Source organism: gamma proteobacterium SS-5, assembly GCA_009497875.2.
Taxonomy (GTDB): domain Bacteria; phylum Pseudomonadota; class Gammaproteobacteria; order Chromatiales; family Chromatiaceae; genus Magnetovirga; species Magnetovirga frankeli.
Genome location: CP032508.2, coordinates 1337327 through 1356006 on the forward strand (window position 1 = coordinate 1337327; position 18680 = coordinate 1356006).

Sequence of the window (18680 nt, forward strand, 5' to 3'; positions counted from 1 at the left end):
AGTAGAATAAGGTGTCTGATGACTGAACACGCTACCGCCTTTTCACCTGAATCCCACCTTATAGATGATGAGCCCTACTACGAGCCCCTGGCCAATGAGTTGGAGGTGTTCCAGGCGGCCTATGATAACCGCCTGCCGATCCTGCTCAAGGGCCCTACCGGCTGCGGCAAGACCCGCTTTGTGGAACACATGGCCTGGCGCTTGCGGCGGGCCCTGATCAGCGTCTCCTGCCATGATGATCTGACCTCTTCCGATCTGGTTGGCCGCTATCTGGTCAAGGGTGGCGAGACGGTGTGGATCGACGGCCCCCTGGCTAGTGCCGTGCGTCATGGCGGCATCTGCTATCTGGACGAGGTGGTGGAGGCGCGCAAGGACACCACGGTGGTGATCCACCCCCTGGCGGACGACCGCCGCGTGCTGCCGATTGAAAAGCTCGGTCAGGTGCTCAGGGCCGGGCCTGAGTTTTGCCTGGTGATGTCCTACAACCCCGGCTATCAGAGCGTGCTCAAGGACCTCAAGCAGTCCACCCGCCAACGCTTTGTCGCCCTGGAGTTCGACTACCCCAATGCCGAGCTGGAGCAGCGTATCGTCGAGAAGGAATCCGGCGTCGATGCCCAGACCGCCCGCCAGCTGGTCAAGTTCGCCCAGATGACGCGCAACCTGCGCGGCTCCGGCCTGGACGAGGGTGCCAGTACCCGCCTGCTGGTACACGCCGCCAAGCTCATCGCCAGCGACGTCGATCCGGTCAGCGCCTGTGCCAGCTGCATCGCCCAGGCGCTCACCGACGATGCGGAGATGCTCAGCGCGGTCAATGAGCTGTCGGCATCCCTGTTCTGAACAGCTTCAGGGCTCCCTGACCCGATTCAACCCAGGTAGAACGCACCGCGCCCGGCCTTTGCCCCAGGCCGGATTGGCCGCCTGCTTTGTTGCCTGATTAGGCGTTGACACACTCCTGAAACCTGCGTATAGTTCGCGCCTCTTGATCGACGCCAAATGTCGGCAGAGGCGTGCGCAGCGCCGTAATCATAAAGATTTTCCTGAGTGCTTGGCTTCCCAACGCGCTTTAGCAAGTTGGGTAGGGTCCTGCACTCTCTGTTTTTTATAGCATGTGGAAGCGTCCCTGGAGACGATTTAGATGGCAACAATCAATCAGCTGGTGCGCAAACCCCGCCAGCGCAAAATTGAAAAGAGCAACGTACCTGCCCTGGAGGCATGTCCGCAAAAGCGTGGCGTTTGCACCCGTGTTTACACCACTACGCCGAAAAAGCCCAACTCGGCCCTGCGTAAGGTGGCCCGAGTGCGCCTGACCAACGGCTATGAAGTGACCAGCTACATCGGTGGTGAGGGGCACAACCTGCAGGAGCACTCGGTGGTGCTGATCCGTGGCGGTCGCGTCAAGGACCTGCCCGGCGTGCGCTACCACACGGTACGCGGCACCCTGGATACCTCGGGTGTGGAAAAACGCCGCCAGGCACGCTCCAAGTACGGTGCCAAGCGCCCAAAGAGCTGATACCTATTAGGTTGATTGGATAAAGATTCAGATAGGCCCAGAGCAATGCCCAGAAGAAGAGTTGCACAAAAACGCGAAGTACTGCCCGATCCCAAGTTCGGCAGTCTGCAGGTGACCAAGTTCGTCAACATGGTCATGGTGGACGGCAAGAAATCCGTAGCCGAACACATTATCTATGGTGCCCTGAACAAGCTGACGCAGAAGTCCGGTGGCGACCCGCTGGAACTGCTGGAGCAGGCGCTGGAAAACGTGCGCCCCCTGGTAGAGGTCAAGTCCCGCCGGGTCGGTGGTGCCACCTATCAGGTGCCGGTCGAGGTGCGCATCAAGCGGCGCGACTCCCTGGCCATGCGCTGGCTGATCGACGCGGCGCGCAAACGCAGCGAAAAATCCATGGATCAGCGCCTGGCCGGTGAACTGATCGATGCCGTGGACTCCAAGGGCTCGGCGGTGAAGAAGAAGGAAGACACCCACCGCATGGCCGAGGCCAACAAGGCCTTCGCTCATTATCGCTGGTAGTTGGGCTGCGGGTCATTGGGAGAGATGAAATGGCTCGCGCCACACCCATCGAGCGTTATCGCAATATCGGCATCATGGCCCACATCGATGCCGGCAAGACGACCACCACGGAGCGGGTGCTGTACTACACCGGTGTATCCCACAAGATAGGTGAGGTACACGATGGGGCCGCCACCATGGACTGGATGGAGCAGGAGCAGGAGCGTGGCATCACCATCACCTCCGCCGCCACCACCGCCTTCTGGCGCGGCATGGCGCAACAGTTTGAAGATCACCGTATCAACATCATTGATACGCCCGGGCATGTGGACTTCACCATCGAGGTGGAGCGCTCCCTGAGGGTACTGGATGGCGCTGTCTTTGTACTCTGCGCCGTGGGTGGGGTGGAGCCCCAGTCAGAGACGGTCTGGCGGCAGGCAAACAAGTACCATGTGCCGAGGATGGCCTTCGTCAACAAGATGGACCGTATGGGGGCCGACTTCCTGCGCGTTGTCGAGCAACTCAAGACCCGGCTGGGGGCAACTCCGGTACCGATCCAGCTGCCGGTAGGCGCGGAGGAGGCATTCGGTGGGGTCATCGACCTGATCAAGATGAAGTCCATCGTCTGGTCGAACGAGAACATGGGCATAGACTTCCACTACGAGGAAGTGCCCAGCCAGATGCTGGAGACCTGTCAGCAACTGCGCGAAGAGATGGTCGAAGCGGCCGCCGAGGCCAACGAAGAATTGATGGACAGCTACCTGGAATCGGGCCAGCTGTCCGAGGCGCAGATCATCCAGGGGCTGCGCAAGCGCACCCTGGAGCTGGAAATAGTCCCGGTTACCTGCGGCTCCGCGTTCAAGAACAAGGGTGTGCAGGCCCTGCTGGACAAGGTGGTCGAGCTGATGCCCTCGCCGCTGGATGTGCCCTCCATCAAGGGCCACCTGCTGGATGCCGAGGAGACCCTGGCCGAGCGTCACCCGGCCGATGACGAGCCCTTTGCGGCGCTGGCGTTCAAGATTGCCACCGACCCCTACGTCGGCACACTGACCTTCTTTCGGGTCTATTCGGGGGTGATGAAGTCGGGCGATACGGTACTCAATCCGATCAAGGGCAAGAAGGAACGCATTGGCCGCATCCTGCAGATGCACGCCAACCATCGGGAAGAGATAAAAGAGGTACGGGCCGGCGAGATCGCCGCTGCGGTCGGCCTCAAGGACGTGGTCACGGGCGAGACCCTGTGCGCCATCGACCGGCCCATAGTGCTGGAGAAAATGGACTTCCCCGAGCCCGTGATCTCGGTCGCGGTAGAGCCCAGGACCCAGGCGGATCAGGAAAAGATGGGCCTGGCGCTCTCCAAGCTGGCGCAGGAAGACCCCTCGTTCCGGGTACATACCGACGAGGAATCGGGGCAGACCATCATCTCCGGCATGGGAGAGCTGCATCTGGACATCATCGTTGACCGGATGAAGCGTGAATTCAAGGTAGAGGCCAACGTGGGCGCGCCCCAGGTGTCCTATCGCGAGACCATCCGCAGCAGGGTGGAGAGTGAGGGAAAGTTTGTGCGCCAGTCCGGTGGACGCGGTCAATACGGCCATGTCTGGCTGCGCATCGAGCCTCTGGAAGACGCGGAAAAGGGCTACGAATTCGTCAACGCCATCGTCGGGGGGGCAGTGCCTCGGGAGTTTATTCCGGCGGTGGACAAGGGCATACAGGAGACCATGACCAGCGGCGTGCTGGCGGGGTATCCGGTGCAGGGGGTCAAAGTCACCCTGTTCGATGGCTCCTATCACGAGGTGGACTCATCCGAGCAGGCGTTCAAGATCGCCGGCTCCATGGGCTTCAGAAGCGGCGCAAAAGAGGCGCGGCCGGTCTTGCTGGAGCCGATGATGAAGGTGGAGGTAACCACCCCGGAGGAAAACATGGGCGACGTGGTGGGTGATCTCAACCGCCGTCGCGGCATGGTGCTGGGCATGGACGAAGGCCCGGCAGGCAAGGTAGTACGCGCCCAGGTGCCCCTGGCCGAGATGTTCGGCTACGCCACCGACCTGCGCGGGGCGACCCAGGGGCGGGCCGTCTATAGCATGGAATTCGAGAAATATACTGAGGTACCTGCGGCCGTAGCCGAGGCGATCATTAAGAAACAGTAAGTCATCCACGAGGGTAGAAGTCGTGTCCAAAGAAAAGTTTGAACGTAAGAAACCGCACGTAAACGTCGGCACCATAGGTCACGTTGACCACGGCAAGACCACCTTGACCGCGGCCATCACTACCCATCAGGCGAGCAAGTTCGGTGGCGAATCACGCGCCTACGACCAGATCGACAACGCCCCGGAAGAACGTGAGCGTGGCATCACCATCGCCACCGCCCACGTCGAATACGAAACCGACATGCGCCACTACGCCCATGTGGACTGCCCCGGACACGCCGACTATGTAAAGAACATGATCACCGGCGCGGCGCAGATGGACGGTGCCATCCTGGTGGTCTCCGCCGCCGACGGCCCCATGCCGCAGACCCGTGAGCACATCCTGCTGTCGCGTCAGGTGGGCGTGCCCTACATCATCGTCTATATGAACAAGGCCGACATGGTCGATGATGAAGAACTGCTGGAGCTGGTGGAAATGGAGATCCGCGAACTGCTCGACAGCTACGACTTCCCCGGAGACGACACCCCGATCGTGGTCGGATCCGCGCTCAAGGCCCTGGAGGGTGATGACAGCGACATCGGCACCAAATCCATCGACAAGCTGGTCGAGGCCCTGGACAGTTACATCCCCGAGCCCGAGCGGGCCATCGACGGTGCCTTCCTGATGCCCATCGAAGACGTCTTCTCCATCTCCGGGCGTGGCACCGTGGTCACCGGCCGGGTGGAGCGCGGCGTGGTCAAGGTGGGTGAAGAAATCGAAATCGTCGGCATCCGCGACACCCAGAAGACCACCTGTACCGGGGTGGAAATGTTCCGCAAGCTGCTCGACCAGGGCGAGGCCGGAGACAACGTCGGCGTGCTGCTGCGCGGCACCAAGCGCGAAGACGTCGAGCGTGGTCAGGTGCTGTGCAAGCCCGGCACGATCAAGCCGCACACCCACTTCGAGGCCGAGGTCTATGTGCTGAGCAAGGAAGAAGGCGGTCGTCACACCCCCTTCTTCAACGGCTATCGTCCGCAGTTCTACTTCCGCACCACCGATGTCACCGGTGCCTGCGACCTGCCGGAAGGGGTGGAGATGGTCATGCCCGGCGACAACGTCAAGATGACGGTCAAGCTGATCAACCCCATCGCCATGGAAGAGGGCCTGCGCTTCGCCATCCGCGAAGGCGGCCGCACCGTGGGTGCCGGTGTGGTATCCAAGATTATCGAGTGATTTGAGCCATGACTAATCAGAGAATCCGTATCCGTTTGAAGGCCTTCGATCACCGCATGATCGATCAGTCCGCACGGGAGATCGTAGAGACGGCCAAGCGCACCGGTGCCACGGTGCTCGGCCCCATCCCGCTGCCGACCAAGAAAGAGCGCTTCACCGTGCTGATCTCGCCACACGTCAACAAAGACGCCCGCGACCAGTATGAGATCCGCACCCATAACCGTCTGATGGATATAGTCGATCCCACAGACAAGACTGTTGATGCCTTGATGAAACTGGATCTCGCCGCCGGCGTGGATGTTCAGATCAAGCTGAACTGAGGTTAGAGCAATGGCAATTGGACTTATCGGACGCAAAGCGGGCATGACGCGCATCTTCACCGAAGAGGGCCGCTCCATCCCCGTAACCGTCATTGAGGTTGCACCCAATCGGGTAACCCAGCTGCGCACCGAAGAGCGTGATGGTTATCGCGCCATTCAGGTCACCAGTGGCGAAAAGAAGGCCTCGCGCCTGAACAAGGCCGAGACCGGCCACTTTGCCAAGGCCGGTGTAGAGGCAGGCCGCGGCCTGTGGGAATTCCGTGTCGGTGAAGGCGAGGCCGATGATATCCAGGTAGGCAGCGAGCTGAATGTGGGCCTGTTCGAACAGGGCCAGATCCTGGATGTACGCGGAACCAGCAAGGGCAAGGGCTTTGCCGGTGGCGTCAAGCGCCACAACTTCCGTATGCAGGATGCCACCCACGGTAACTCCCTGTCCCATCGCGCGCCGGGTTCCATCGGCCAGTGTCAGACCCCAGGTCGGGTGTTCAAGGGTAAGCGCATGGCAGGTCAGATGGGCAATGTACAGCGCTGCCAGCAGAACCTGGAGCTGGTACGGGTGGATGCCGAACGCAACCTGCTGCTGGTGAAGGGCTCAGTGCCCGGCTCCAGCAGTGGCGACCTGATCATCACCGCCGCCGCGAAGAAGACGAATAAGGGGTAATGACGATGGAATTGACAGTACAGGACGGCACCAGCCTGCAGGTTGCAGAGGCTGTATTCGCCGCCGATTACAACGAGGCGCTGATCCATCAGGTAGTCAATGCCTACCTGGCCGGTTCCCGCGCCGGAACCCGGGCGCAGAAGACCCGCGCCCAGGTCAGCGGTGGCGGGGCCAAGCCCTGGCGGCAGAAAGGCACCGGCCGCGCCCGTGCCGGTACTAGCCGCAGCCCGATCTGGCGCTCCGGTGGTGTAACCTTCGCCGCCCGGCCACAGAACTGGGCGCAGAAGGTCAACCGCAAGATGTACCGCGCCGCGCTGCGCTCTATCCTCTCCGAACTGCTGCGCCAGGAGCGCCTGCAGGTGGTGGAGAGCTTCCAGGTGGATGCCCCCAAGACCAAGGTGCTGGCCCAGCGTCTGCACGACATGGGGTTGAAGGATGTGCTGATCATTGATCAGGAACCCGATGAGAACCTCTATCTGTCCTCGCGCAACCTCTATCATGTGGGCGTGTGCGCAGTGGATGAGATCGATCCGGTCAGCCTGGTTGGCTTTGGCAAGGTGCTCATGACCAGCGCCGCCCTGAAATCCCTGGAGGAGCGACTGGCATGAACAAAGAACGCCTGATGAAGATCCTGCTGGCACCCCTGGTGTCGGAAAAAAGCACGCAGATGGCCGATGCCAGCCGCCACTTTGCCTTCAAGGTAGCGCCGGATGCCAGCAAACCCGAGATCAAGGCGGCGGTAAGCGAACTGTTCAAGGTGGAAGTGGACTCGGTTCGGGTACTCAACGTCAAGGGCAAAAAGAAACGGCACGGTGCCATCATGGGACGCCGCGCCGATTGGAAAAAGGCTTACGTAAAACTCAAGCCGGGCAACGACATCGACTTTGGCGCTGGTGCCTAAGCGGCCCGGCCCTATAGACGCAGGAACAGATTATGCCACTGGTTAAAGCTAACCCGACCTCACCCGGACGCCGCTTCGTGGTGACGGTGCATACCCCTGACCTCCACAAGGGCGCGCCCCACGGGCCGCTGTTGGAGAAGAAGACCAAGAAGGGCGGTCGCAACAATACCGGCCGCATCACGACCCGGCATCGGGGTGGTGGTGCCAAGCAACGCTATCGGGTAATCGATTTCAAGCGCAACAAGGATGGCATCAAGGCCAATGTAGAGCGCATCGAGTACGATCCCAATCGTACCGCGCACATTGCCCTGCTCAAGTACGAGGACGGCGAGCATCGCTACATCATCGCCCCGCGTGGGGTGAAGGCCGGCGATACCCTGCTGTCCGGTGCCAGCGCGCCGATCAGCGCGGGTAACTGTATGCCGTTGCGCAATATACCCTTGGGTAGCCTGATCCATTGCATCGAACTTAAGCCCGGCAAGGGTGCTCAGATAGCCCGCAGTGCCGGGGCCAGCGTACAGCTGGTGGCAAAGGACGGCTCCTACGCCACCCTGCGTCTGCGCTCCGGCGAGATGCGCAAGGTGCTGAGCAACTGCCGCGCCGTGATCGGCGAGGTGGGAAATAGCGAGCACAGCCTGCGCTCCCTGGGCAAGGCCGGTGCCAAACGCTGGCGCGGGGTACGTCCAACGGTGCGTGGCGTAGCCATGAACCCGGTGGATCACCCGCACGGTGGTGGTGAAGGGCGTACCTCGGGCGGCCGACATCCGGTCACCCCCTGGGGCGTTCCGACCAAGGGTTACAAGACGCGCACCAACAAGCGTACCGATAAGTACATTGTGCGCCGTCGCAACAAAAAATAATCAGTGAGGACATCAGCGTGCCACGTTCAGTAAAAAAAGGCCCATTCGTCGATCACCACCTGTGGAAGAAGATCGAGACCGCACTGGAAAACAACGACAAGCGCCCGATCAAGACCTGGTCGCGCCGCTCCGTCGTACTGCCGGACATGGTTGGTCTGACCATCGCCGTGCATAACGGCCGCCAGCATGTGCCTGTGCTTGTGTCGGAGAACATGGTCGGCCACAAGCTGGGCGAATTTGCCCTGACCCGTACCTATCGCGGTCATGCGGCAGACAAGAAATCGAAAAAGTAACAGGGTCTAGTCATGCAAACTTTTGCCAAATTGCGTTACGCCAAGATGTCTGCCCAGAAGGGCCGTCTTGTCGCCGACCAGGTACGCGGCATGCCGGTTGAACAGGCGCTCAATCTGCTCCAGTTCAGCAACAAGAAGGCGGCCGGCGTGGTCAAGAAGGTGCTCGACTCGGCCATTGCCAATGCCGAGCACAACGAAAATGCCGATATCGATGAATTGCGTATTTGCGCCATCTGCGTCGATGAAGGCCCCACCATGAAGCGCATGCATGCACGTGCCAAGGGACGGGGCAACCGTATCTTAAAGAGAACCTGTCACATTACCGTGACGGTTTCAGACAAGTAAGTAACAGAGAGAGGCCACGATGGGTCAAAAAGTACATCCGATCGGGATCCGTCTCGGTATCGTCAAGGACTGGACGTCCAAGTGGTATGCCGACACCAAGGATTACGCCAACATGCTCAACAGCGACCTGGAGACGCGCGCCTTCCTCAAGGACAAACTCTCCCAGGCCTCTGTCAGTCGGATTCAGATCGACCGACCGGCGAAGAATGTGAATATCACCATTCACACGGCGCGTCCCGGTCTGGTGATCGGCCAGAAGGGCAAGGACATAGATGAACTGCGGGCCGAGGTGGCCAAACGCATGGGTATGCCGGTGCATATCAGCATCGAGGAGATCCGCAAGCCGGAGATGGACGCCCAGCTGGTTGCCGAGAGCATTGCCCAGCAACTGGAGCGCCGCGTCATGTTCCGTCGCGCCATGAAGCGCGCCGTGCAGAACACCATGCGCCTGGGCGCAGGTGGCATCAAGGTAAATATCGCCGGCCGTCTCAACGGTGCCGAAATCGCCCGTGGGGAATGGTATCGCGAGGGCCGCGTGCCCCTGCACACCCTGCGTGCCGATATCGACTACGGCTTTGCCGAGGCGCATACCACCTACGGCGTGATTGGCACCAAGGTGTGGATTTTCAAGGGTGAGGTCTATGGCAACGAAGAGCCTGCCGAAGTGGCCGAACCGCGTAAATCGGGTAGAAAGGCATAATCATGTTACAGCCTAAGAGAACCAAGTACCGCAAGATGCACAAGGGCCGCAACCGTGGCCTGGCACAGTCGGGCAATCGCGTCAGCTTTGGTGAATACGGCCTGAAGGCAATCGGCCGCGGGCGCATCACCGCCCGTCAGATCGAGGCGGCGCGACGTACCATCACGCGCCATGTCAAGCGTGGCGGCAAGCTGTGGATTCGCATCTTCCCAGACAAACCGATCAGCAAAAAGCCCCTGGAAGTGCGTATGGGTAAGGGTAAGGGTAACGTCGAATACTGGGTGGCCCAGATTCAGCCCGGTCGCATGTTGTATGAGATCCAGGGCGTGAACGAAGAACTGGTACGCCAGGCCTTTGCTCTGGCTGCGGCCAAGCTGCCGGTGCAGACAACCATTGTTAAACGCCAGGTGTTGTGATGAAAGCGAGTGATATGCGTGGTAAGAGCCCAGCAGAGTTGAAGGAGCTGATGCTTGAGCTGCTCAAGGAGCAGTTCAATCTGCGTATGCAGAGAGGTACAGAGCAACTGGCGCGGCCTTCCGAGATGAAACGGGTGCGCCGAGAAATAGCGCGGATCAAGACCGTGATGAATGAACTCAAGTCAGGTAAAGCGTCATGAGTGAGGCAATAGAGGCACCCCAGAGCAACCGTACCCTGATCGGTCGGGTGGTCAGCGACAAGATGGACAAGACCGCCACCGTGTTGGTCGAGCGTCAGGTCAAGCACCCCCTGTATGGCAAGTTTATCCGCCGTTCGACCAAGCTGCATGCCCACGACGCGGACAATAGCTGCAAGGCCGGGGATACGGTACTGGTGGAACAGTGTCGGCCGATCTCCAAGAGCAAGTGCTGGCGCCTGGTCAAGATCATCGAGCGTCCGGCCTGAATTGGCTGAAGCAATTTACTAGAGTGGAATAAGACCATGATTCAGATGCAATCAACGCTGGGTATCGCGGACAACAGTGGTGCCAAGAGGGTCCAGTGCATCAAGGTACTGGGTGGTTCCCATCGGCGTTATGCCGGTATAGGCGACATCATCAAAGTCAGCGTCAAGGATGCCATACCCCGAGGCAAGGTGAAAAAGGGCGATGTATATAACGCCGTGGTGGTCCGCACGGCCAAGGGCGTGCGCCGTCCCGACGGCTCCCTGATTCGCTTTGACGGCAATGCCGCCGTGCTGCTGAACAACAACCTTCAGCCCATCGGTACCCGTATCTTCGGCCCGGTAACCCGCGAGCTGCGCAGTGAACGCTTCATGAAGATCATTTCGCTCGCCCCGGAAGTGTTGTAAGGCCAATCATCCGTCAGGCCAAAGGTATTTTGAGGAACAAGCGATGCGCAAGATTCGAAAGGGCGACGAGGTGATCGTCGTTGCAGGCAAAGACAAGGGCAAGCGGGGTACCGTAGCCCAGATGGTAAGCGAAGAGCGCCTGGTGGTGGAAAACATCAACCTGGTCAAGCGCCATACCAAACCCAACCCGGCCCGTGGCGAGCAGGGCGGCATTGTCGAGAAAGAGATGCCCCTGCACGTCTCCAACGTGGCCTTGTTCAATCCGGTTACCAACAAGGCCGATCGGGTTGGCTTCAAGACCCTGGAAGATGGCCGCAAGGTGCGGGTGTTCAAGTCCAACGGCGAAGTCGTTGACGTATAAGGCAGGCGAGATTATGACTACCTTGCAGACAGTATATCGGGAAGAGATCGTCGCCAAGCTGCGCGATCAGTTTGGTTACAAATCGGTCATGGAAGTGCCCCGAATCGAAAAGATCACCCTCAATATGGGGGTGGGAGAGGCCGTGGCGGACAAAAAGATCATGGATCACGCGGTGAATGACATGCGCGCCATCGCCGGTCAGCAGCCGGTGGTGACCAAGGCACGCAAGTCGGTGGCCGGGTTCAAGATTCGTGAGGGCTGGCCGATCGGCTGCAAGGTGACCTTGCGCCGCGAACGCATGTATGAGTTCCTGGAGCGTCTGATCCATATCGCCATCCCGCGTATCCGTGACTTCCGTGGCCTCAACCCCAAGTCCTTCGATGGTCGGGGTAACTTCAGCATGGGGGTCAAGGAACAGATCATGTTCCCTGAGATCGACTACGACAAGGTGGACAGCCTGCGTGGCCTGGACATCATCATCACCACATCGGCCAAGACCGATGACGAAGGCCGCGCCCTGTTGGCCGCCTTCAAGTTTCCGTTCAAAGGCTGAGAAATCCTATGGCAAAGAAAAGTATGCTGGCGCGTGAGGTAAAGCGCACCAAGACCGCACTGAGGTTCGCCACCAAGCGCACGGAGTTGAAGGCGATCATCAACAGCCCGGCAAGCAGCCCGGAGGCAGTGGATGAGGCCGTTCTCAAGTTGCAGAAGCTGCCGCGTGATGCCTCGCCAACCCGCCAGATGAAACGCTGCCGGGTCAGTGGCCGTCCCCATGGGGTGTACCGCAAGTTTGGCCTGGGCCGTAACAAGCTGCGTGAAGCGGCCATGCGCGGCGACGTGCCCGGATTGGTCAAGGCCAGCTGGTAGATCAGAAGTTGGCTTTTGGTCGGGCAGGGCGCTTGGCCGTGGTTTTTGCCTGAAAAACCGATACGAGCAAAAAAACGCTTTCTTGTTTTGACGTTGCGAAGTACCATGCTCGGCTTTCTCGACGTCCACCAGTGGGTATCGCGGCAAACGGCCGGACTGACCCGAGGAGTAGCACCCGATGAGTATGTCTGATCCCATCGCGGATATGCTGACGCGCATCCGCAATGGCCAACAGGCCGGCAAGGCGTCCATCAGCCTGCCCGGTTCCAAACTGAAGGCCGCCATAGCCAAGGTCCTCAAGGACGAAGGCTATATTTCCGATTTCAGCCTGAGCAGCAGCGACGGCAAGCAGCAGATGCAGATCGACCTGAAGTACTTTCAGGGCGGCCCTGTGATCGAGATGATCAAGCGGGTCAGTCGCCCCGGTCTGCGCATCTACAAGGGCAGCACCGAGTTGCCCAGTGTGCGCAGCGGCCTGGGCGTGGCCATCATTTCAACTTCCAAGGGCGTGATGACCGATCGCGCTGCCCGGGCCGCAGGCCAGGGTGGCGAAGTCATCGCCTACATAGCCTAAGGGGGTTAGCCATGTCACGCATAGCAAAGGCACCGATCACCCTGCCCAAGGGGGTGGAGATCAAGCAAAGCGGCAGCGCCATCAACATCAAGGGCAGCAAAGGCAATCTTGACCTGGAGATCCATCCCCTGGTCAGGCTCAGCATCGACGACCAGCAGATCAGCTTTGCCCCGGCCAAAGAGGGCGATCAGGATGCCTGGGCCATGGCCGGCACCATGCGCGCCCTGGTCAACAACATGGTGTTGGGCGTATCCAATGGCTGGAGCAAGAAGCTGCAACTGGTTGGGGTCGGTTATCGCGCCCAGGCCAAGGGCAAGACCCTGGGCCTGAGTCTGGGCTTCTCCCATCCGGTGGAATATGCCGTACCCGAGGGTATCAGCATTGAAACGCCATCGCAGACCGAGATCCTGGTAAGCGGCTTTGACAAGCAACAGGTGGGGCAGGTGGCCGCAGAGATTCGCGCCTACCGGCCGCCGGAGCCCTATAAGGGCAAGGGTGTACGTTATTCCGACGAACATGTGGTTCGTAAGGAAGCCAAGAAAAAGTAAGGTATAGATGATGGATAAGAAGTCTTCTCGAATTCGTCGCGCTACGCGCGCACGGGCGAAGATCCGTGAACTACGGGTGCATCGTCTCAGCGTACATCGTACCCCGCGGCATATATATGCTCAGGTAATCGCCCCGGATGGCGAGACCGTGGTGACCTCCGCCTCCACCCTGGAAAAGGCCCTGCGTGACGAGCTGAACGGTCATGCCGGCAATGTGGATGCCGCCGGCAAGGTAGGCAAGGCGATTGCCGAACGCGCCAAGGCCGCAGGCATAGAGCGGGTGGCATTTGACCGCTCCGGTTTCAAGTACCACGGCCGCGTTAAGGCTCTGGCCGATGCAGCGCGTGAAAACGGCCTGCAGTTCTAAGGGGAATAATGATGTCTAATTTCAATGCCAAAGCAGATGGCGATGATCTCATTGAGAAACTGATCGGCGTCAATCGCGTCTCCAAGACCGTCAAGGGTGGTCGCCAGTTTGCATTTGCCGCCCTCACCGTGGAGGGCGATGGCAACGGCAAGATAGGATTCGGTACCGGCAAGGCGCGTGAGGTACCTGTCGCCATTCAGAAGGCGATGGAGTCGGCGCGGCGCAACATGAAGGACGTAAAGCTGAAGAACAACACCCTGCAATATCCCATTGTCGGGCGTCATGGCGCGGCCAAGGTATTCATGCAGCCCGCCTCCGAGGGTACCGGGATTATCGCAGGTGGTGCCATGCGCGCCGTGTTCGAGGTGGTAGGGGTACATGACGTGCTGGCCAAGTGCATAGGCACCAACAACCCGACCAACGTGGTGCGCGCCACCCTCAACGGCCTGCACGACATGACCGATGCCGAGGCCGTAGCGGCCAAACGCGGCAAGACCGTTGAAGAAATCCTGGGGTAATGGCCATGGCTGACAAGAAAATGATGCGAGTGACCCTCGTCAAGAGTAAGTACGGTCGTCTCAAGACGCACCGGGATTGCGTTCGTGGATTGGGTCTAAGGCGTATGCACCACTGCGTAGAGGTAGAGGACACCCCCTCGACCCGTGGCATGGTCAACAAGGTCTCCTACATGGTCAAGGTAGAGGAAGTCTGATGCATCTGAATACACTGAGTCCTGGCGCAGGCGCCAAGCAGCAGAAAAAGCGCGTCGGTCGCGGCATAGGCAGCGGCCTGGGCAAGACCTGTGGCCGTGGCCACAAGGGTCAGACCTCGCGCTCCGGCGGTTACCATAAGGTTGGCTTTGAAGGCGGTCAGATGCCGCTGCAACGCCGCCTGCCGAAGATCGGCTTCAGCTCCCGCGTATCCCGGGTCAGCGCCCAGGTGCGCCTGAGCGAGTTGGCCAAGGTGCAGGGCGATCTGGTGGATCTGCCCAGCCTGCAAGCGGCCAGGGTGATCAATCGCTCCATCAAACAGGTAAAAATCTTCCTTTCCGGGACCATTGATCGCGCCCTGACTGTCAAGGGTCTTGGGGTGAGCAAGGGGGCTCGGGCGGCCATAGAGGCGGCCGGCGGCAAGGTGGAAGAGTAATTTCGCATGGCAGGCTTGGGGGCTAATGCCGGGGCACTTGCGGGGGCAGGTCAGCTGAAAGAGCTGCGTAATCGCCTGCTGTTTGTGCTGGGGGCACTGATCGTGTTCCGCATCGGCACCTTTATCCCGGTGCCTGGGGTCAACCCGGCGGCCCTGGCGGCCCTGTTCGAACAGCAGGCCGGTACTATACTGGACATGTTCAACATGTTCTCCGGTGGTGCCCTGGAGCGCGCCTCCCTGTTTGCCCTGGGCATCATGCCCTACATCTCTGCATCCATCATCATGCAGTTGATGACAGCGGTGATACCCAAGCTGGAGCAGATGAAGAAGGAAGGTGAGGCCGGGCGGCGCAAGATCACCCAATACACCCGCTACGGCACCGTGGTGCTGGCCACCTTCCAGGCAATCGGCATCTCCATGGCCCTGCAAAGCCAGCAGGTGGGCGGAGATTCCGTAGTGGTACAGCAGGGCTTTGGCTTTATCTTCACCGCTACCGTATCCCTGGTTACCGGCACCCTGTTCCTGATGTGGCTGGGTGAGCAGATCACCGAGCGCGGCATCGGCAACGGTATCTCGCTGATCATCTTTGCCGGCATTGTCGCGGGCCTGCCCTCGGCCATCGGCGGCACCCTGGAGCTGGTGCGCAATGGTGAGATGCACTTTATTACCGTGCTTACCCTGTTCATCCTGGCCATTGCGGTGACCGCCTTTGTGGTGTTTGTCGAGCGTGGTCAGCGGCGGGTAACGGTGAACTACGCCAAGCGTCAGCAGGGACGCAAGATGTACGCGGCGCAAAGCAGCCACCTGCCGTTGAAGCTGAACATGGCCGGGGTCATCCCGCCTATCTTCGCCTCCAGCATCATCCTCTTCCCCTCTACCCTGGGGCAGTGGTTTGGTACCGGTGAAAACATGCGCTGGATGCAGGACATAGTGGCAAAGCTCTCCCCTGGCGAGCCGGTGTATGTGATCTTCTATGCCCTGGCGATTATCTTCTTTTGCTTTTTCTATACGGCCTTGGTGTTCAACTCCAAGGAGACGGCAGACAACCTGAAGCGCTCCGGTGCTTTTATCCCTGGGATCAGGCCAGGGGAGCAGACGGCAAAGTATATCGACGGGGTGATGAGTAAGCTCACCTTCTGGGGGGCGATCTACATCACCGCCGTGTGCCTGTTACCCGAGTTCCTGATCGTAGGCTGGAATGTACCCTTCTACTTTGGGGGTACCTCCCTGCTGATCATCGTCGTGGTGGTGATGGATTTCATGGCGCAGATTCAGGCGCACATGATGTCACATCAGTATGAAGGCCTGATGCGTAAGGCCAATCTCAAAGGTTCTAAGCCCGGTCAGCGTTGATTTGGCCTGGGCAGTACGTTGGAGTAAACAATGAAAGTTCGTGCATCGGTAAAAAAGATCTGCCGTAACTGCAAGGTGGTGCGGCGAAATGGCGTGGTGCGAGTCATCTGCAAGGATGGACGCCACAAGCAGCGCCAGGGTTAAAGAGATGCCTGGCTTGTGCTGGGCCTTGTTCTAGGTTAAAATTCCGCGCTTTCGCTCGGCAAAAGACATTTTTCAGGAGTTATTCATGGCCCGTATTGCTGGAGTCAATATTCCGGATAAAAAGCACGCAGTGATAGCCCTGACGTCCATTTATGGCGTCGGCAGGACGCGCGCTGGCCTGATCTGCGCTGCTGTGGGTATTGAGCCACATCGCAAGATCCAGGAGCTGAATGAAGAGGACCTCGACCGGATCCGTGGCGAGGTCGCCAAGTTCGCCGTAGAGGGTGATCTGCGCCGAGAGGTGTCCATGAACATCAAGCGGCTGATGGACCTGGGCTGTAATCGCGGCATCCGCCATCGCCGGGGCCTGCCCCTGCGCGGTCAGCGCACCCGTACCAATGCGCGTACCCGCAAGGGTCCACGCCGCCCGATCAAGCGTTGATGGCTTGGCCGCATCCCAATCCCAGTTAAGCGTTACACAGTTAAGGTATTTCAAAGATGGCAAAACCCACTCGTGGCCGGAAGAAGGTCAAGAAGGTCGTCACGGATGGAGTGGCGCATGTGCATGCGTCCTTCAACAACACCATAGTGACCATTTCCGATCGTCAGGGCAATGCCCTGTGCTGGGCCACCGCTGGCGGCTCCGGCTTCCGTGGTTCGCGCAAGAGCACCCCTTTTGCCGCCCAGGTTGCCGCCGACCGCGCCGGTCAGGTGGCCAAGGAGTTTGGCCTGAAGAATCTGGATGTGAACATCAAGGGTCCGGGTCCGGGTCGTGAGTCCGCCGTGCGCGCCCTCAACTCCGCAGGCTTCAAGATCACCAGCATCACCGATGTGACTCCAATCCCGCACAACGGTTGCCGTCCCCCAAAGAAACGGCGCGTTTAAGAGGTACTCAGCGAAATGGCAAGGTATATAGGTCCCAAGTGCAAGCTCAGTCGCCGCGAAGGCAGCGATATGATGCTCAAGAGCCGTGTGCGCACGCTCGAGTCCAAATGCAAGCTGGACAAGGTCCCCGGCCAGCATGGCGAACGTCAGCGTCGCCTGTCGGATTACGGCACCCAGCTGCGCGAGAAGCAGAAGCTGCGTCGCACCTACGGCGTGCTGGAAAAGCAGTTCCGCAACTACTACAAGAAATCGGCGCAGATGAAGGGTGCCACCGGTGAGAACCTGCTGCAACTGCTCGAATCCCGGCTGGACAACGTGGTCTATCGCATGGGCTTCGGCTCCACTCGTTCCGAGGCGCGCCAGCTGGTCAGCCACAAGGCCATAGAGGTGAATGGCGCTGTGGTCAACGTAGCCTCCTATCAGGTCAGCGCTGAGGACAAGGTCAGTGTGCGCGAGAAGAGCCGCAAGCAACTGCGCATCCAGAGCGCCCTGGCCCTGGCCGAACAGCATGGCTTCGTCGATTGGATCGAGGTCGATGTGAAGGGGATGAGCGGCGTGTACAAGCGCATCCCGGAACGCACCGATCTGCCGGCGGATATTCAGGAACACCTGGTTGTCGAGCTTTATTCCAAGTAAGTCCCTGACATAGAAGAGTAATTGCATGACTGGATCAGTCTACGAGTTTCTAACGCCCAAGATCGTCAAGGTGGATCAGATCAGCGAGACCAAGGCCAAGGTCTCGCTGGAACCGCTGGAGCGTGGCTTTGGCCATACCCTGGGTAATGCCCTGCGCCGGATCCTGCTCTCCTCTATGCCGGGGGCCGCCTTTACCGAGGCTCATATCGATGGGGTAGAGCACGAATACAGCGCCATTGAAGGGGTGCAGGAGGATGTGCTTGAGGTCCTGCTCAACCTGAAGTCCGTCGCCCTGGAGATGCCCGACCGTGAAGAGGCCGAGGTAAGTCTGAACATCAAGGGCCCGGCCAAGGTCACCGCAGCCGATCTCAAGGTTGGCCACGGCATCACCATCGCCAACCCGGATTGCGTGATTGCCCATCTGACCGACAAGGGTGCCCTGAACATGAAGTTGCAGGTGCGCCGAGGGCGGGGCTATGAGCCCTCCACCCAACGCGACAGCGCCGCCGGAGAGGATCGCCCCATAGGTCAGCTGCAACTGGACGCCTCCTTCAGCCCGGTGCTGCGTATCGCCTATGCGGTGGAGTCGGCCCGAGTGGAACAGCGTACCGACCTGGACCGGCTGGTGATCGAGATCGAGACCAACGGCACCATTGACCCGGAACAGGCCATTCGGCGCGGTGCCAGCATACTGCGCGATCAGTTGCAGGCCTTTGTCCTGCTGGAGAGCACCACCATTCAGGAGAGCGAAGAGGTCAAGGAGACCAGTGCCGCCGAAACCTTTGACCCGGTGCTGCTACGCCCGGTGGACGATCTGGAGTTGACCGTGCGTTCGGCCAACTGCCTCAAGGCCGAGAATATCTTTCTTATCGGTGATCTGATCCAGCGTACCGAGGTGGAACTGCTGAAGACCCCCAACCTGGGCAAGAAGTCGCTCACCGAGATCAAGGATGTACTGGCCACCCGTGGCCTGTCGCTGGGCATGCGCCTGGAGAACTGGCCGCCGGAAGGGTTCGAAGAGGCCTCCTGATTTCACCCATTTGAATAAGAATCTAGATAGGAAT

32 protein-coding genes are annotated in these 18680 nt (G+C 59.7%); all 32 read left to right on the forward strand.

The window, feature by feature from the left end; genetic code table 11:
- The first annotated feature begins 18 nt into the window (after window positions 1–18).
- The 32 genes from D5125_11410 (at window position 19) to rpoA (ending at window position 18646) form a co-directional block, all read left to right on the forward strand.
- Entirely contained in the window at window positions 19–837 is an 819-nt protein-coding gene (locus D5125_11410) for a CbbQ/NirQ/NorQ/GpvN family protein (GenBank protein ID QFY90040.1), read from the forward strand.
- 298 nt (window positions 838–1135) lie between these two features.
- The gene (rpsL, locus tag D5125_11415; protein ID QFY90041.1) at window positions 1136–1510 is read left to right on the forward strand and encodes a 30S ribosomal protein S12; all 375 of its coding nucleotides are present in this window, start codon (window positions 1136–1138) and stop codon (window positions 1508–1510) included.
- Between the two features lie 45 nt (window positions 1511–1555).
- Window positions 1556–2026 (forward strand): 30S ribosomal protein S7, encoded by a 471-nt coding sequence (gene rpsG / locus D5125_11420; GenBank protein QFY90042.1) that lies wholly within the window; start codon window positions 1556–1558, stop codon window positions 2024–2026.
- 29 nt (window positions 2027–2055) lie between these two features.
- The gene (gene fusA / locus D5125_11425) at window positions 2056–4155 is read left to right on the forward strand and encodes an elongation factor G (protein ID QFY90043.1); all 2100 of its coding nucleotides are present in this window, start codon (window positions 2056–2058) and stop codon (window positions 4153–4155) included.
- A gap of 22 nt (window positions 4156–4177) precedes the next feature.
- The gene (gene tuf / locus D5125_11430; GenBank protein QFY90044.1) at window positions 4178–5368 is read left to right on the forward strand and encodes an elongation factor Tu; all 1191 of its coding nucleotides are present in this window, start codon (window positions 4178–4180) and stop codon (window positions 5366–5368) included.
- A gap of 8 nt (window positions 5369–5376) precedes the next feature.
- Window positions 5377–5688: a 30S ribosomal protein S10 gene (rpsJ, locus tag D5125_11435; protein QFY90045.1), complete on the forward strand. Its 312-nt coding sequence runs from the start codon at window positions 5377–5379 to the stop codon at window positions 5686–5688.
- Window positions 5689–5698: 10 nt separating this feature from the next.
- Complete coding sequence (gene rplC, locus D5125_11440; GenBank protein QFY90046.1) at window positions 5699–6349, forward strand: 50S ribosomal protein L3; 651 nt, start codon at window positions 5699–5701, stop codon at window positions 6347–6349.
- A 5-nt stretch (window positions 6350–6354) separates the two neighbouring features.
- Window positions 6355–6957, forward strand: coding sequence for a 50S ribosomal protein L4 (gene rplD / locus D5125_11445; GenBank protein ID QFY91141.1), 603 nt, complete (start codon window positions 6355–6357; stop codon window positions 6955–6957).
- Complete coding sequence (rplW, locus tag D5125_11450; GenBank protein QFY90047.1) at window positions 6954–7250, forward strand: 50S ribosomal protein L23; 297 nt, start codon at window positions 6954–6956, stop codon at window positions 7248–7250. Before rplD ends, rplW begins: the two co-directional genes overlap by 4 nt.
- 32 nt (window positions 7251–7282) lie before the next feature.
- On the forward strand, window positions 7283–8110 hold the full coding sequence (gene rplB / locus D5125_11455) for a 50S ribosomal protein L2 (GenBank protein ID QFY90048.1): 828 nt from the start codon (window positions 7283–7285) through the stop codon (window positions 8108–8110).
- A 17-nt stretch (window positions 8111–8127) separates the two neighbouring features.
- On the forward strand, window positions 8128–8403 hold the full coding sequence (gene rpsS, locus D5125_11460) for a 30S ribosomal protein S19 (GenBank protein ID QFY90049.1): 276 nt from the start codon (window positions 8128–8130) through the stop codon (window positions 8401–8403).
- A 12-nt stretch (window positions 8404–8415) separates the two neighbouring features.
- A complete protein-coding gene (gene rplV, locus D5125_11465) occupies window positions 8416–8748 on the forward strand; it encodes a 50S ribosomal protein L22 (protein ID QFY90050.1) in 333 nt (110 codons plus the stop codon).
- A 19-nt stretch (window positions 8749–8767) separates the two neighbouring features.
- On the forward strand, window positions 8768–9448 hold the full coding sequence (gene rpsC / locus D5125_11470; GenBank protein QFY90051.1) for a 30S ribosomal protein S3: 681 nt from the start codon (window positions 8768–8770) through the stop codon (window positions 9446–9448).
- Window positions 9449–9450: 2 nt separating this feature from the next.
- Entirely contained in the window at window positions 9451–9864 is a 414-nt protein-coding gene (rplP, locus tag D5125_11475) for a 50S ribosomal protein L16 (GenBank protein QFY90052.1), read from the forward strand.
- Window positions 9864–10064 (forward strand): 50S ribosomal protein L29, encoded by a 201-nt coding sequence (gene rpmC / locus D5125_11480; protein QFY90053.1) that lies wholly within the window; start codon window positions 9864–9866, stop codon window positions 10062–10064. The genes rplP and rpmC overlap by 1 nt, the downstream gene beginning before the upstream one ends.
- Window positions 10061–10330, forward strand: a complete 270-nt coding sequence (rpsQ, locus tag D5125_11485) for a 30S ribosomal protein S17 (GenBank protein QFY90054.1) — start codon at window positions 10061–10063, stop codon at window positions 10328–10330. Before rpmC ends, rpsQ begins: the two co-directional genes overlap by 4 nt.
- Window positions 10331–10366: 36 nt before the next feature.
- Window positions 10367–10735, forward strand: coding sequence for a 50S ribosomal protein L14 (gene rplN / locus D5125_11490; GenBank protein ID QFY90055.1), 369 nt, complete (start codon window positions 10367–10369; stop codon window positions 10733–10735).
- Window positions 10736–10778: 43 nt separating this feature from the next.
- Window positions 10779–11096, forward strand: a complete 318-nt coding sequence (rplX, locus tag D5125_11495) for a 50S ribosomal protein L24 (GenBank protein ID QFY90056.1) — start codon at window positions 10779–10781, stop codon at window positions 11094–11096.
- 13 nt (window positions 11097–11109) lie between these two features.
- Window positions 11110–11649 (forward strand): 50S ribosomal protein L5, encoded by a 540-nt coding sequence (rplE, locus tag D5125_11500; protein ID QFY90057.1) that lies wholly within the window; start codon window positions 11110–11112, stop codon window positions 11647–11649.
- 8 nt (window positions 11650–11657) lie between these two features.
- Complete coding sequence (gene rpsN / locus D5125_11505) at window positions 11658–11963, forward strand: 30S ribosomal protein S14 (GenBank protein QFY90058.1); 306 nt, start codon at window positions 11658–11660, stop codon at window positions 11961–11963.
- 178 nt (window positions 11964–12141) lie between these two features.
- Entirely contained in the window at window positions 12142–12537 is a 396-nt protein-coding gene (rpsH, locus tag D5125_11510; GenBank protein ID QFY90059.1) for a 30S ribosomal protein S8, read from the forward strand.
- Window positions 12538–12548: 11 nt separating this feature from the next.
- On the forward strand, window positions 12549–13085 hold the full coding sequence (gene rplF, locus D5125_11515) for a 50S ribosomal protein L6 (protein ID QFY90060.1): 537 nt from the start codon (window positions 12549–12551) through the stop codon (window positions 13083–13085).
- Between the two features lie 10 nt (window positions 13086–13095).
- Window positions 13096–13452 (forward strand): 50S ribosomal protein L18, encoded by a 357-nt coding sequence (gene rplR / locus D5125_11520; GenBank protein ID QFY91142.1) that lies wholly within the window; start codon window positions 13096–13098, stop codon window positions 13450–13452.
- Between the two features lie 11 nt (window positions 13453–13463).
- Complete coding sequence (rpsE, locus tag D5125_11525) at window positions 13464–13970, forward strand: 30S ribosomal protein S5 (GenBank protein QFY90061.1); 507 nt, start codon at window positions 13464–13466, stop codon at window positions 13968–13970.
- A gap of 5 nt (window positions 13971–13975) precedes the next feature.
- The gene (gene rpmD, locus D5125_11530) at window positions 13976–14164 is read left to right on the forward strand and encodes a 50S ribosomal protein L30 (GenBank protein ID QFY91143.1); all 189 of its coding nucleotides are present in this window, start codon (window positions 13976–13978) and stop codon (window positions 14162–14164) included.
- Complete coding sequence (gene rplO, locus D5125_11535) at window positions 14164–14598, forward strand: 50S ribosomal protein L15 (GenBank protein ID QFY90062.1); 435 nt, start codon at window positions 14164–14166, stop codon at window positions 14596–14598. The genes rpmD and rplO overlap by 1 nt, the downstream gene beginning before the upstream one ends.
- 6 nt (window positions 14599–14604) lie before the next feature.
- Window positions 14605–15951 carry a preprotein translocase subunit SecY gene (secY, locus tag D5125_11540; protein QFY90063.1) on the forward strand — a complete coding sequence of 449 codons (1347 nt, stop codon included), beginning with the start codon at window positions 14605–14607 and terminating at the stop codon, window positions 15949–15951.
- A 30-nt stretch (window positions 15952–15981) separates the two neighbouring features.
- The gene (rpmJ, locus tag D5125_11545; GenBank protein ID QFY90064.1) at window positions 15982–16095 is read left to right on the forward strand and encodes a 50S ribosomal protein L36; all 114 of its coding nucleotides are present in this window, start codon (window positions 15982–15984) and stop codon (window positions 16093–16095) included.
- Between the two features lie 85 nt (window positions 16096–16180).
- On the forward strand, window positions 16181–16537 hold the full coding sequence (rpsM, locus tag D5125_11550; protein ID QFY90065.1) for a 30S ribosomal protein S13: 357 nt from the start codon (window positions 16181–16183) through the stop codon (window positions 16535–16537).
- 56 nt (window positions 16538–16593) lie between these two features.
- Window positions 16594–16980 carry a 30S ribosomal protein S11 gene (rpsK, locus tag D5125_11555; GenBank protein ID QFY90066.1) on the forward strand — a complete coding sequence of 129 codons (387 nt, stop codon included), beginning with the start codon at window positions 16594–16596 and terminating at the stop codon, window positions 16978–16980.
- Window positions 16981–16995: 15 nt separating this feature from the next.
- Window positions 16996–17616 (forward strand): 30S ribosomal protein S4, encoded by a 621-nt coding sequence (gene rpsD / locus D5125_11560; GenBank protein ID QFY90067.1) that lies wholly within the window; start codon window positions 16996–16998, stop codon window positions 17614–17616.
- Window positions 17617–17641: 25 nt separating this feature from the next.
- Complete coding sequence (rpoA, locus tag D5125_11565) at window positions 17642–18646, forward strand: DNA-directed RNA polymerase subunit alpha (protein QFY90068.1); 1005 nt, start codon at window positions 17642–17644, stop codon at window positions 18644–18646.
- Window positions 18647–18680: the final 34 nt, after the last annotated feature.